At 73.6% G+C, this 12,860-nt stretch carries 12 protein-coding genes; 4 read left to right on the plus strand and 8 right to left on the minus strand.

Annotated features, from left to right (window positions below):
* Positions 1–45: 45 nt before the first annotated feature.
* Complete coding sequence (locus SM450_RS18495; protein WP_474620988.1) at positions 46–1,521, minus strand: aminopeptidase P family protein; 1,476 nt, start codon at positions 1,519–1,521, stop codon at positions 46–48.
* 114 nt (positions 1,522–1,635) lie between these two features.
* Between SM450_RS18495 and asnB the strand changes: the two genes are divergently transcribed.
* A complete protein-coding gene (asnB, locus tag SM450_RS18500; protein WP_474620989.1) occupies positions 1,636–3,597 on the plus strand; it encodes an asparagine synthase (glutamine-hydrolyzing) in 1,962 nt (653 codons plus the stop codon).
* 57 nt (positions 3,598–3,654) lie between these two features.
* Here asnB and SM450_RS18505 read toward each other — a convergent pair whose 3' ends face one another.
* On the minus strand, positions 3,655–4,794 hold the full coding sequence (locus tag SM450_RS18505; protein WP_474620990.1) for a lytic polysaccharide monooxygenase auxiliary activity family 9 protein: 1,140 nt from the start codon (positions 4,792–4,794) through the stop codon (positions 3,655–3,657).
* Between the two features lie 323 nt (positions 4,795–5,117).
* Here SM450_RS18505 and SM450_RS18510 point away from each other — a divergent pair, with 323 nt between their 5' ends.
* Entirely contained in the window at positions 5,118–6,047 is a 930-nt protein-coding gene (locus SM450_RS18510; RefSeq protein ID WP_474620991.1) for a carbohydrate kinase family protein, read from the plus strand.
* Positions 6,048–6,163: 116 nt separating this feature from the next.
* Here SM450_RS18510 and SM450_RS18515 read toward each other — a convergent pair whose 3' ends face one another.
* Complete coding sequence (locus tag SM450_RS18515) at positions 6,164–7,405, minus strand: multidrug effflux MFS transporter (RefSeq protein ID WP_474620992.1); 1,242 nt, start codon at positions 7,403–7,405, stop codon at positions 6,164–6,166.
* 79 nt (positions 7,406–7,484) lie between these two features.
* Here SM450_RS18515 and SM450_RS18520 point away from each other — a divergent pair, with 79 nt between their 5' ends.
* Positions 7,485–7,928, plus strand: coding sequence for a MarR family winged helix-turn-helix transcriptional regulator (locus SM450_RS18520; protein ID WP_474620993.1), 444 nt, complete (start codon positions 7,485–7,487; stop codon positions 7,926–7,928).
* Positions 7,929–7,978: 50 nt separating this feature from the next.
* Here the strand turns inward: SM450_RS18520 and SM450_RS18525 are convergent, their stop codons facing one another.
* Together SM450_RS18525 and SM450_RS18530 are read right to left on the minus strand one after the other, a co-directional pair.
* Positions 7,979–8,809 (minus strand): MBL fold metallo-hydrolase, encoded by an 831-nt coding sequence (locus SM450_RS18525; RefSeq protein ID WP_474620994.1) that lies wholly within the window; start codon positions 8,807–8,809, stop codon positions 7,979–7,981.
* Positions 8,806–9,210: a thioesterase family protein gene (locus SM450_RS18530; RefSeq protein WP_474620995.1), complete on the minus strand. Its 405-nt coding sequence runs from the start codon at positions 9,208–9,210 to the stop codon at positions 8,806–8,808. Before SM450_RS18530 ends, SM450_RS18525 begins: the two co-directional genes overlap by 4 nt.
* A 104-nt stretch (positions 9,211–9,314) precedes the next feature.
* Here SM450_RS18530 and SM450_RS18535 point away from each other — a divergent pair, with 104 nt between their 5' ends.
* Entirely contained in the window at positions 9,315–10,373 is a 1,059-nt protein-coding gene (locus SM450_RS18535; protein WP_474620996.1) for a phosphatase PAP2 family protein, read from the plus strand.
* Between the two features lie 123 nt (positions 10,374–10,496).
* Here the strand turns inward: SM450_RS18535 and SM450_RS18540 are convergent, their stop codons facing one another.
* The 3 genes from SM450_RS18540 to SM450_RS18550 are packed head-to-tail and all read right to left on the minus strand — an operon-like array spanning position 10,497 to position 12,787.
* Positions 10,497–11,975, minus strand: coding sequence for a PH domain-containing protein (locus SM450_RS18540; protein ID WP_474620997.1), 1,479 nt, complete (start codon positions 11,973–11,975; stop codon positions 10,497–10,499).
* Positions 11,972–12,508 (minus strand): PH domain-containing protein, encoded by a 537-nt coding sequence (locus tag SM450_RS18545; protein WP_474620998.1) that lies wholly within the window; start codon positions 12,506–12,508, stop codon positions 11,972–11,974. Before SM450_RS18545 ends, SM450_RS18540 begins: the two co-directional genes overlap by 4 nt.
* Positions 12,509–12,556: 48 nt before the next feature.
* Entirely contained in the window at positions 12,557–12,787 is a 231-nt protein-coding gene (locus tag SM450_RS18550; RefSeq protein WP_474620999.1) for a hypothetical protein, read from the minus strand.
* Between the last annotated feature and the right edge of the window lie 73 nt (positions 12,788–12,860).

Raw genomic sequence — 12,860 nt, forward strand, 5'->3', positions numbered from 1 at the left:
TCTCTTAGCCGCTAACTTCATGATCAGCGCGCGGGGCGGCGCGGGTCAGCCGGGCAGGCGGGGGCCGGCCTCCCGCTGCTCGGCCAGCCACGTCTCCACCTCGTCCGAGCGGCGCGGCAACCCGGCCGAGAGGTTCACCGGGCCGTCTGCGGTGACCAAGATGTCGTCCTCGATCCGGACGCCGATGCCCCGCAACTCCTCGGGGACCAACTCGTCCTCAGGCTGGAAGTAGAGCCCGGGCTCGACGGTCAGCACGTACCCCTCGCCGAGCGGCCCGTCGCGGTAGGTCTCCTTGCGCGCGTTCGCGCAGTCGTGCACGTCGATGCCGAGCATGTGGCTGGTGCCGTGCAGCGTCCAGCGGCGGTAGACCGTGGAGGCCGGATCCATCGCCTCGTCCACGCTCACCGGCAGCAGCCCGAGATCCTTGAGCGCCTCGGCGAGCACCCGCATCGAGGCCAGGTGGACGTCGCGGAACCCCACACCCGGCTTGCACATGTCGATGCCGGCCTGCTGGGCGGCGTGGACCGCGTCGTAGACCTGACGCTGGAGCGGGGTGAACCGGCCGTCGACCGGCAGCACCCGGGTGACGTCGGCGGTGTAGAGGTTGCGGTTCTCCACACCCATGTCCATCAGGAGCAGGTCACCGGGGCGGGTGGCGCCGTGGTTGTGCACCCAGTGCAGGATCGTCGCGTGCTCGCCGGCCCCGACGATCGAGCCGTAGCCGACGTCGTTGCCGTCGTGCCGGGCCCGCAGCGCGAACAGCCCCTCCAGCAGTCGCTCCGAGATCGGCCGGTCGGCGGGCAGCGCCCGCGCCACGTCCTCGAAGCCGCGCACCGTGGCGTCGCACGCCTCCTGGAGCTGCGCGATCTCCCACTCGTCCTTGACCAGCTTCAGCTCGGAGATCGTGATGGCCAACTCACGGTCACGGGCCGGCTGGCCCTCGGCGCGCGGCCCGTCGTAGCGGCGAACGGCGGCGTCCACCCGGGCGTCGAAGCCGCGCAGCACCCGGGTCCGCCCCGGGGCCAGCTCGGCGAGCGCCGCGTCCAGCTCGCCCAGGTCGGCCGTCGGCAGGCCCAGCTCGGTCGACTTCTCGCGCAGCGTCGGCCGGCGGCCCACCCACAGCTCGCCGTGCCGGCTGCGGAAGAACTCGTCGGTGGCCCGGGACGACCGGGGCCGCATGTAGAGCGTGGCCTCGCCGCCCGGACGTAGCACGAGGACGCTGTCCGGCTCGTGGTCGCCGGTCAGGTACGCGAAGTCGCTGCCCGGCCGGAACCGGTGGTCGGTGTCGTTGGCGCGTACCTTCTCGTTGCCCGTGGGGACGACAAGCGTCTCGCCCGGGAACGCCTCGGCCAGCGCGGCCCGCCGCTTGGCGTGGTCGGGCGCCTCCGGGCGGGGGGCGACCGACAGCTCGGTGTCCCGCCAGCCCTGCCGCATGAACGACAGGAACGCCTCCGGGAAGTCCGGGTCGTGCGACTCCGTGCCGTCCGCCGGCTTGCCCTGCTGCGCCCGATCCTCGGCCATGATCCCGCCCCTCCCTGAGCCTCGTCGCTGGTCCCGACGGTACCGCGCGCACGACGGCGGGGAGTGCCTGCGGTGCCGCGACGGTGGCTTCCGGCGCGTGGAAAGATGGCCCCCATGTGCGGACTCCTGGCCTTCTTCAGCGCGCGCGGCGACGCCGCCGCCCACCGCGACCACATCGCCGGCGCACTGGAGTGCCTGCACCACCGTGGCCCGGACGAGACCGGGGTCGAGGTGGTCGGCGACGCCTCCGGCCGGTACGCGGACGGCGTGTTCGCGCACAAGCGGCTGGCGATCATCGACGTGGCGCTCAGCCACGAGCCCCTGCCGTACGCGGGCGGGCGCTACCTGCTCACCTTCAACGGCGAGATCTACAACTACATCGAGCTGCGCGACGAGCTGGTCCGCGACTTCGGCGCCCAGTTCGCCACCAACGGCGACGGCGAGGTGATCGTCGCCGGCTATCACTACTGGGGTGAGCAGGTGCTCACCAAGCTGCGCGGCATGTTCGCGTTCGTGATCTGGGACCGGCAGGAGCGGCGGGCCTTCGGCGCCCGGGACTACTTCGGCATCAAGCCGCTGCACTACCTCCAGACCCAGGACGGCCTCTACCTCGCCTCGGAGAAGAAGGCGCTGCTGCCGTTCGCGCACTCCGCCTACCAGGGTGACGCGGGGATCGACACCGCGAACCTGAGCCACTACCTGACCCTCCAGTACGTCCCCGAGCCGGGCACGCTGCACAAGGGGATCAGCCGGATCGGGTCGGGGGAGTACCTGACCTGGAGTCCGGACGGCCGGATCGACGTACGCCGCTGGTACCGGCCGGTGTTCCGCCCGGCGCCGGTCTCCGACGAGCAGAAGCTCTACCACGAGATCCGGGAGACGCTGCGGGAGAGCGTCCGGATGCACATGCGCTCGGACGTGCCGGTGGGCTCGTTCCTGTCCAGCGGCATCGACTCCACCGCCGTGGTGGCGCTGGCCCGGGAGTTCAATCCGAACATCCTCACCTTCACCGTCGGCTACGACGTGCCCGGCTACTCCGAGATCGACGTCGCCCAGGAATCGGCCCGGCACCTCGACGTGACCACCATCCCGACGAAGATCGGGCCGCAGGACATGATCGACGCGCTGCCGAAGATCGTTTGGCACCTGGACGACCCGGTCGCCGACCCGGCCCTGGTGCCGCTCTACTTCGTGGCGAAGAAGGCCGCCGAGCACGTCACGGTGGTGCTCTCCGGCGAGGGCGCGGACGAGTTCTTCGGCGGTTACACGATCTACCGGGAGCCGCTGTCGCTCAGCTCGGTCAATGGCCTGCCGGACGGCGTGCAGAAGGGGCTGCGGGCGGTCTCCAAGGCCATCCCGCAGGGGGTCAAGGGCAAGAGTTTCCTGGAGCGCGGCACCACCCCGATCGAGGAGCGCTACTACGGCAACGCCCGGATGTTCACCGAGGAGGAGAAGCAGCACCTGCTGCGCCGCTACGACCCCTCGGTGCGCTACACCGACGTGACCGCGCCGATCTACGCCGAGTGCACCGAGCTGGACGACGTCACCAAGATGCAGTACGTCGACCTCTACACCTGGCTGCGCGGCGACATCCTGGTCAAGGCGGACCGGATCTCGATGGCGCACTCGCTCGAGGTCCGGGTGCCGTTCCTGGACCGGGAGGTGTTCAACGTCGCCGCCGGCATCCCGGTCGACCTGAAGCTGCCGCCCCGCTCCGAGGCCACCAAGTACGCCATGCGCCAGGCGTTGCAGGGCGTCGTCCCGCCGGCCATCGTCAACCGCAAGAAGCTGGGCTTCCCGACCCCGACCCGGGTCTGGTTGCGCGGCGAGATGTACGAGTGGGCCCGGCACGTGCTGTCCACCTCGGGCGCCGGTGACCTGGTCGACCTGTCGTACGCGATGCGGCTGCTCGACGAGCACAAGCGGGAGGAAGCCGACCACTCCCGCAAGGTGTGGACCGTGCTGATCTTCTGCATCTGGCACGCGATCTTCGTGGCGAAGACCCTTGACCCGGGCATCCAGCGCAACCAGTCGGCGCTTCTCACCAAGCCTGTGGTCGGCAGCATGGTGCGCTGACCCACGGCGAGACGAAGGGCCCCCGGCGCGCTGCCGGGGGCCCTCCTCAGTGCGGTGTCACCTACCGGTGCAGGTGACCGTGGGTAGCGTGTTCTGGCCGGAGATGTTCGCGGTGAAGCCGAACGTGGTGGTGCCCTCCGGTGCGACACTGCCGTTGTAGGCGGCGTTGGTGACCGTCACCGACGCCCCGCTACCGCTCAGCGTGCCGTTCCACACCTGGTTGATGGTCTGTCCGCTCGGCCAGGTCCAGCTCGCGGTCCACCCGGAGTACGTCCGGGTGCTGTGGTTCATGATCATGACCTCGCCCTGGAAGCCGCCGCCCCAGGCGCTTACCACCTTGTAGACCGCCATGCAGTTGCCGGCCGGCATGGTCGGCGTCGGCGTCGGCGTCGCGCCGGTCGGCGTGGGGGTCGGGTTGGTGGGCGTCGGCGTCGGGTTGGTGGGCGTGGGGGTCGGGCGGGTCGGCGTCGGCGTCGGGCTGCCGTTGCCCGAACCGATCCCGGTCACCTCGCCGTTGCCGCCGTCGAACGTCACGTCCGAGCAGCCGAAGAAGTTCTCCTGGCTGTCCGAGCGGACCCAGCGCGAGTAGATGATGTGCCGGCCGCTCTTGTTCGACGGCAGGGTGCCGTTGAAGTAGTAGTGGCCGTCGTTGGTGCCGACCGCGCCGCTCTGCGGCGGGTTGGTCACCTGGAGGAACGGCTGCTCCTCCAGGTCGCTCCACGCCAGCGCCCGGGTCGGGCTCCAACTGTCCTTGGTCACGTAGAAGTAGAACGTGCCCGGGTGGTGGGCCCAGTTGCTGTAGCGGAACTCCATCGACCGCCCGGCCGTCAGGTGCGTGACCGGCCAGTCGTTGCGGGCCGCGTCGTAGCCGCTGAAGTTGGCGTTGCCGCCGCTGCACAGCTTGCCGTCGGGGATGAACCCGGTGGTCCGGCCGCCCGCGTCGGAGCGCAGCACGCTGAACCAGTTGTAGAGCGAGTTCGCGCCGTTCTCGGCGACGGCCGACGCGCATGCCGGGTTGTTCGGCCGGATCTCACCGCTGCCGGTGAGGCCGTCCTTCCAACACAGGTAGGTACGGGCGCCCGGCGTCATCGCCGCGCCGTGCGCGGCGGCCGGGTCGGAATTGGAGGCCAGGGCGAACGCGCCCAGGGCCAGGGTGAGGGCCGCGGTGACCAGCGCGGCCGTACGGGATCGGTGCACGGGGATCTCCTGACTCGCGGAGCGTGACCCACCTTCGGTCCGCCCCGCTGCGACGAGCGGATGCGATGATCGCGGTGCCCGCGCCCGGCGGTCGGCCGGGGCTTTCGGGGACGCGCACCGCCTGCGGTCCGTGCCACGGACCGTGGATGCCCTCGCGTCGGCTCGACCCGGCGACGCGGCAGCCCCCCGCGCCCTTCCCGGTAGGACAATCCCACCACGTCCGGCCCCCGCACGCAATAGCCGCGAGTCGATGCGCCGGGTCGCGTCACATCGGGCCCCGGGGATGAGTCAGGATCGACAGCAGGACAACGAGGGGAGCAGGGATGGGGTACGCGGTGGTGCTCGGCGAGGCGTTGGTCGACCTGCTCGACGCCGTGCACGACGGGGAACCCGTCTACCGGCAGGCGATCGGCGGCGGGCCGCTCAACGTGTCGGTGGCCGTCGCCCGTCTCGGCGGCGACGTGCAGTTCGTCGGGTCGCTCGGCGACGACGCGCTCGCCACCCGGATCCGCGGCTTCCTCGCCGACGCCGGCGTCGGGGTGGCCGGGGCGGTGACGGTGCCCGCTCCGACCGCGCTGGCCGTGGCCACCTTCGCCGGCCCGGAGCCGGAGTTCCGCTTCTACGGCGAGCCGCGCTCGTACGCCCTGCTCGGCCCGGACGATCTCGACGTGGCGCTTGTCGAGGGCGCGGACGTGCTCTACTGCGGCTCGATCGTGCTGCTCGACCCGCCGGTGCTGGCCGCCGCCCGCCGGGCCTGGTCGATCGCCGGCGGGCTGCGGGTGTTCGACCCGAACGTGCGCCCGAGCCTGCTCACCGCGCCGGGCGCGCTGGACGGGCTGCGGGCCGTGGTCGCCGAGTTCGCCGCCGCCGCCCACCTGGTCAAGCTGAGCGCCGCGGACGCCAAGGTGCTCTACCCGGACGAGCCGGTCGAGGGCGTCGCCGCGTACCTGCGGGAGTTGGGCGCGGCCACCGTGGTGGTCACGCTCGGCGCGGACGGCGCACTGGTCGCGGTCGCCGACGACGTGGTCCGCGTGCCCGCGCCGAAGGTCGACGCGGTGGACGCCACAGGCGCCGGTGACTCGGTGATGGGCGCGCTCGTGGCCGAGTTGCTCGCCGCCGGCGAGCCGGCCGACGCCGCCGGCTGGCGGGACCGGGTCGCGTTCGCGCTCCGGGTCGCCGCTCTCGTGTGCGAGTCACCCGGCGGCGCCACCGCCATGCCCACCCGCCCCGCCGTAACCGCCCGCTTCGCGTGAAAGGCGGGGGCCCTTATTAACGCATTCGGTAGAGGCGGGGGCCCCTATTAACGCCGCGCGCCCGGCGCCGCGCGCCCGGCGCCGCGCGCCCGGCGCCGCGCGCCCGGCGCCGCGTACTAGGCGCTCGGCGCTGGGCGGCGGTGGCGGGCGAGGGTGAGGACTGCGGTCAGGGACAGGGCGGCGGCGCCGGCCAGGACGACGGCCATCGGCAGGGCGCTGCCCTCGCCACCCAGGCCGACCAGGGGCGCGGCGAGCGCGCCGACCACCGACTGGATGCCGCCCATCAGCGCGGCGGCGGTGCCCGCGTGCCGGGCATGCGCGTCAAGCGCCAGCGCGGTGCTGTTCGGCATCACCATGCCCAGCGAGCCGACGAAGGCGAACAGCGCGACCGCCGTCACGGCGAGGCTGCCGGTGAGCGCGCCGGTCAGGACGCCGGTGGCGGTGACCAGGCCGACCACGAGCGTGGGGACCAGCAGCCGGCGCGGGCTGAACCGGTCGAGCAGCCGGGCGTTGACCTGGCCGGTCGCCACCAGCGCGAGCGCGTTCACCCCGAAGATCACGCTGAACACGACCGCCGAGACGCCGAAGACGTCCTGGAAGACGAAGGACGACCCCGAGATGTACGCGAACAGCCCGGCGAACGCGAAGCCCTGGGTCAGCGCGTACCCGAGGTAGACCCGGTCGGCGGCCAGTGACCGCATGGTCCGGGCGGTGCTGGCCAGGCCGCCGGTGCTGCGGCGGTCGGCCGGCAGCGTCTCCGGCAGGCGCAGCGCGACCGCGACGGCGAGCAGCGCCCCGATGACGGCCAGGGTGACGAAGACCGCCTGCCAGGAGCCGAACCGGAGCACCAGGCTGCCGACGCTCGGCGCGGCCACCGGCGCCACGCCGAAGACCAGGGTGAGCCGGGAGAAGTACTTCGCGGCGTCCCGCCCGGCGTAGAGGTCGCGCACCACCGCGCGGGCGACCACCACGCCCATGCCGCCGGCCAGCCCCTGCGCGAACCGCGCGGCGGCCAGCAGCGGGGCGTTCGGCGCGGCGGCGCAGGCAAGCGCGAGCACCGCGTACGCGACGACGCCGACCAGGACCGGCCGGCGTCGCCCCCAGCGGTCGCTGAGCGGGCCGGTGACCAGTTGGCCCAGGGCCAGGCCGACCAGGCAGGTGGTGAGCGAGAGCTGGATGCCGGCCTGTTCGGCGCCGAGGTCGCGGGTCATCGCCGGGAACGCCGGCAGGTACATGTCAAGCGAGAGCGGGCCGATCGCGGTGAGCGTGCCGAGCAGCACCAGCAGGGTCACGCCGCCGCCGTGCGGGGCGTGGCGGTCGGCGGACGGGCGCGCGGCAGTCCGCACGGGGTGGCTCACGAGGGGTCTCCCAGGATCGGTGTTCCGGGTTACCTTATCTCTGTAGTCAGAACTATTGCGATGTGAAGCAGGTGACCCGGTGGCTACCGACGAGATCGCACGGCTCGGCGCGGGCCTCGGGGAACTGCACCGGCTGCTGCGGCGCAGGACCGTCGCCCGCGCCGACCGGGACCCACTGCCCGAGGCGCAGGTGGAGGTGCTCCTGCTCGTCCGGGCCACGCCCGGGATCAGCGGCAAGGAGGTGGCGCGACGGCTCGGCACCGCCCCCAACACGGTGAGCACGCTTGTGCGCGACCTCACCGACGCCGGGCTGCTGGTCCGCGAGCGCGATCCCGTCGACCGTCGGGTGGTCCGGCTGCGCCTCACCGAGGTCGCGATTCAGCGGATGGCCGACCACGAGGTGCACCGCGCCGCGCTGCTCACCGAGGCCCTGGCCGACCTCGACCCGCCGGCCCGGGCGGCAGTGCTCGCCGCCGCCCCGCACGTCGACGCCCTGCTCACCGCGCTGCGCGCCCGCCCCTGAGACCGCCGCCCCCTGACCGCCCGCCTGCGGGCCGTCGCCGTTCCGGGCGTTCAGGTCGTGCCGTCGAGCTCCGCGTAGCCCCGGCGGGCCGCGATCAGGCCGGGCCGGGCGCCGAACGGCGACTCGGCGGCCACCCGCTCCGGCGGGGCGCTGCCGGTGTGGCCAGCGCGGATCAGCCACGCCTGCCGCGCGAGCTGCGCGTGCTGCTCGCGGACGAACGCCGGATCGACCGGCTCGCCGTGGCCCGGCACCACCACCGTGGCCGGCGTGGTCAGCCGCAGCAGGTCGGCCACCGCCTCCGGCCACCGCAACGGGTACGACTCCTCGAACGCCGGTGGCCCGCTCTGCTCCACCAGGTCGCCGGCGATCAGCACGTCCGCGTCCGGCACGTGCACCACCAGGTCGGCGTCGGTGTGCCCGTGCCCGGGATGGCGCAGCACCACCCGCCGCCCGCCGACATCAAGCGCCGTCTCCTCGTACACCTCGTGCGTCGGCGCCCTCAGCTCGGTGCGCGCCAACTCCTCGGCAAGCGCCGGCTGCTCGACGCGCATCTCCTCGTACGCCGCCCGGCGCAGTTCGTCGGGATGATCCCGCAGCACGGCCACGGCCTGGGCGTGCGCGTAGATCCGGGTGCCCGGCTCGGCGGCCAACGTGGCGTTGCCGAAACAGTGGTCGAAGTGGTGGTGGGTGTTGACGATCGTCCACTGGTGCGGCGTCACCACCCGCGCGGCGGCCGACAGCTCCCGCGCCTGGCCGGCGGTGGAGAGCGTGTCCACAAGCAGCGCGGCGCCGTCGCCGACCACAAGCACCACGTTGACGTGCAGCAGCGGCTCGCGCAGCAGGTGTACGCCGGCGGCGATCTCGGCGAAGCCGGCGGTCATGACGCCCGCACGGCCCGCTCGACGAAGCGTTGCCTGTCGACGAGCGCCCGCTCGACGCGCCCCTGCGCGGCCATCGCGTGCCCGTCCGTGACTGTCACCTCGAAGACCAACCGGCGGCCGTCCACCTTGACCAACTCGGCGTGGGCGGCCACGGTCCGCCCGACCGGGGTGGCCGTCAGGTGCTCCAGCTCGACCCGGACGCCGACGGTGGTGGACCCGGACGGCAACCGGGGCGTGAGGGCCGCCACCGTCGCCGCCTCGACCAGCGCCACCACCCGGGGAGTGCCGAGCACCGGCACGTCCCCCGAGCCCAGCGCCAGGGCGGTGTCCGCGTCGGTCACGGTCAGCTCGACCCGAGCGGTAAGCCCCGGCGCGACGGGCGACTCCGGCTGCTCCTGCATGCGCCCGAGCCTAGTGCAGCGGGGCGGGAGTCGTCCGACCTCCGGCCCGGCGCTCCGCCGGTCGGCGTCGGCCCGCCCGTCGCCCGCCGTTAACCTTGTCGGCGATGGCCGTGCTGACAGATCCCCCGCCCCCCGCCCCCGCCGGACCGACCGCGTCCCCCGACGGCGGGCGTCGCCGCGTGATCGCGATGACCGTCTGGGGCATCGCCTTCGTAGCCGCCTGGTTCGCCATCGGCCTGCCCACCGACCCGGCGTACGCGTTCCTGTGGATCTGGGCCGGCACGGTCGCCTGGAACTCGGCCCGGCCGTGGCGCACCCACCTGCGCTTCGCCCGGGACTGGATTCCGGTCGTGCTGCTGCTCGCCGCGTACAACCTGTCCCGCGGATTCGCCGACAACGGCGCGACCCCGCACGCCATGGAACTGGTCGTCGCCGACCGGTTCCTGACCGGGTGGGCCACCGGCGGCGAGGTGCCGACCGTATGGCTCCAGCAGCACCTCTACGACCCCGGCCAGGTGCGCTGGTGGGACGTGCTGGTGAGCTGGATCTACTTCTCGCACTTCGTGGCCACGCTCGCCGCCGCCGCCGTGCTCTGGATGCGCAACCGGGAGCGCTGGATCGGGTACATGGCCCGGTGGGGTTTCCTCTGCGCCGCCGGGCTTGTCACCTACTTCGTCTACCCGGCCGCCCCGCCGTGGTGGGCGGCGCAGAACGGGCTGCTCAGCGAGGTGGCCCGGATCTCCACCCGGGGCTGGAAGGAGATCGGCATGCACGGCGCGGGCAACCTGCTCAACGCCGGGCAGATCGCCTCCAACCCGGTCGCCGCCATGCCGTCGCTGCACACCGCGTTCGCGCTGTTCGTGGTGCTGTTCTTCCTGCGCTCGGTGCGCAGGCGGTGGTGGCCGCTGCTGCTGGCGTACCCGCTGGCCATGACGTTCACCCTGATCTACAGCGGCGAGCACTACCTGATCGACGTGCTTGTCGGTTGGGCGTACGTGGGGATGACGTTCCTGGTGGTCGGCCTGGCCGAACGCTTGTGGCGGGCGCGGCGGGCCCGCCGCGACGGCGCGCCGGCCGCCGTGACCGGCGTCACCGCCCCCGCCGCCGGCCCGGACGCCACGCTCACCGCCGACCAGGACGCGATCCCCGCCGACCACCGCTGACCCGGCCCGGCCCGCCGGGCGCGCGTGGCGGGCGCGCGTGCCGGGCGCGCGTGCCGGGCGCGCGTGGCGGGTGGTTAAGAAGGGGCCCCGCCTATACCGGATACGTTAAGAAGGGGCCCCTCCTTACCCGGAACGGTCGGCGCGGCGCGCGTCGTGGGAGCGGGCCGTCAGCTCGGCGGCCAGCTCCCACGCGTCGGCCAGGTCGCGGTCGACCGCCGCCGCCCCGGACCCGCCCGCCGTGTCGGCGTGCACGGTGGCCAGCCGCAGCCGCCGCTGCGCCGGGCCCTGGGTGACCCGCACGCTCTGGATCCGGGCGTACGGCACAAGCGTCAACCGGCGGGTCAACAGCCCGGAGCGGGCCACGAAGACCCGCTCGTCCAGGCCGGCGCCGACCGCCGCCCGGCTCAGCGGGCGCAGCCAGCGGGCCCGGGGCGGCGGCGGCGTGCCGGGCAGCGCGTCCAGCCGTACGCCGGGCAGCACCTCCGCCACCACCAGCTCCCCGGTGCCGGCGTCGCCGACCGGCAGCAGCCGGTCCGGGCGGTTCCGGTCGTCCGGCTCGCCGGCCGAGTAGCCGGCCACCTCCAGGCGCAGCCGTAGCCAGCCCTTCACCCGCCAGAGCAGCGGCCAGGTCACCCCGACGGTCTGCACCCGGTGCAGCGGCACCGTCTGCATCCGCGTCTCCAGCAGCCCGTTGTGCACCCGCAGGGTGTCGCCGTCCCGGTCGAGCCGGAAGCTCCAGTCGTCGAGCACCCGGCGGATCGGTTGCAGCACCACGCCGGCCATCGCGGTGAGCGTGCTGGCCACCGCGATGAACGACCACGAGCCCTCGGACAGGAACTGCGTCACCACGAAGGCCACGCCGACCGGCAGCAGGAACGCCTGCGGCGTGAGCAACTGGCTGACCAGCAGGTCCTGGTTGCGTACGACGTGCAGCCGCCGCCCGGCCGGGGCGGGCGCGGCCGGCACGCCGCCGTCGGTGGGCGCGGTCGCGGGCGCCGGGGCGCGACCGGCCACGGCGAGCAGCCGCTGCCGCAGCGCGGTGGCCTCGGCCACACTGAGGTACGCCAGCGGCGCCTCGGTCTTGCCGCCACCGACCACCTCCAGCCGCAGCTCCGCCAGCCCGGTGAGCTGGGCCAGCAGTGGTCGGACGACCTCCACCGCCTGCAACCGCTCCAACGGAATGGCCCGGGTGCGACGCCACAGCAGCCCCTCGTGCACCCGCAGCTCCCGCCCGACCACGTGGTATCCGGTGTTCCACCAGCTGATCACCGACAGCACTGTGGCGCCGAGGACGAAGACCGCGACAAGCGCGGCGAACCAGCCGAACCCGACCCGGGACAGGGTCGACCAGGAGAGGCCGGCGATCACCACGACCAGCGACTTCGCGCCGTGCAGCGCGGGACTCAGCGGATGCAGCCGCTGCCGGGGCTCCTCCCCGCCCGGCGGCCCCCACGCGCCGGGGGGCGGCGGCACCGGACCGGACCACGGCCCGAGCGCCGGCTGCGCCCCCTGACCGGGCCACGGCCCCTGGCCGGGTGGCGGGGGGTAGCCGAGCGGCTGCTCATCCCGGGGCGGCGGCGCGCCGGAGCCCGGCGTACTCATAAGCCCTCCGCCCGGTCCTCGCCCAGGGCGGTGAGCCGGTCGCGCAGTCGTGACGCCTCGGCCGGGCGCAGGCCGGGCACCCGGGCGTCGCTCGCCGCCGCGGCGGTGTGGAGTTCCACGGTGGACAGGTCGAAGGCGCGTTCAAGCGGACCGGCGCTCACGTCGACGAACTGCATCCGCGAGTACGGCACGATGGTGAGCCGCCGCACCAGCAGGCCGTGGCGCACCAGGAGGTCGTCCGCGCGTTCGGCGTACCCCCAGGCGTGGACCGCGCGCACGATGGTGATCGCCCGCCAGGCGGACAGCAGCAGCGCCACCCCGACGGCGGCGCCGAGCAGCCAGTGCCCGGAGAGCGCCCAGGCGGCTCCGAGGACCACGAGCGCCACGGCGAGACCGATGCCGAGCCGGATCAGCTCCACCCAGATCAGGTCGCGCGAGATCGGCTGCCAGGCGACCGTCTCCGGCCAGGGCTCCAGCGGGCCGGGCGGGGTGGTCGAAGTGCCCGGCCGGCCGGCGAGGTCGTCACCGTTCACGAAGGGGACCGCCGTGTTCGCCGGCGCGGGGCCTGATCGTCTGCTCGCTCACGATTCGAGCGTAGGCGATCCGGGCAGTGGCACCACCTCGCGCAGAAAGCCGCGCGCGTCGAGAAAGTCGCCCAGGGAGGTGCGGTGCGTCGGGCAGGCCAACCAGGTCTTGCGCCGGTCGGGGGTGTGCAGCCGAGGGTTCTGCCAGCGCAACTGGAACTCCGCGGGGGCGCGACACCCCCGCGCCGAGCAGATCAGCGCGTCGTCGGCGGGGCTGGGAGTGGTCACCGGGGCGATTCTAGGCCGCACTCCGAGAGTTTTAGCGCCGGGCGGCCACGGGGGGAGCCGCCCGGCGACGGGG

Source organism: Micromonospora marincola, assembly GCF_056150385.1.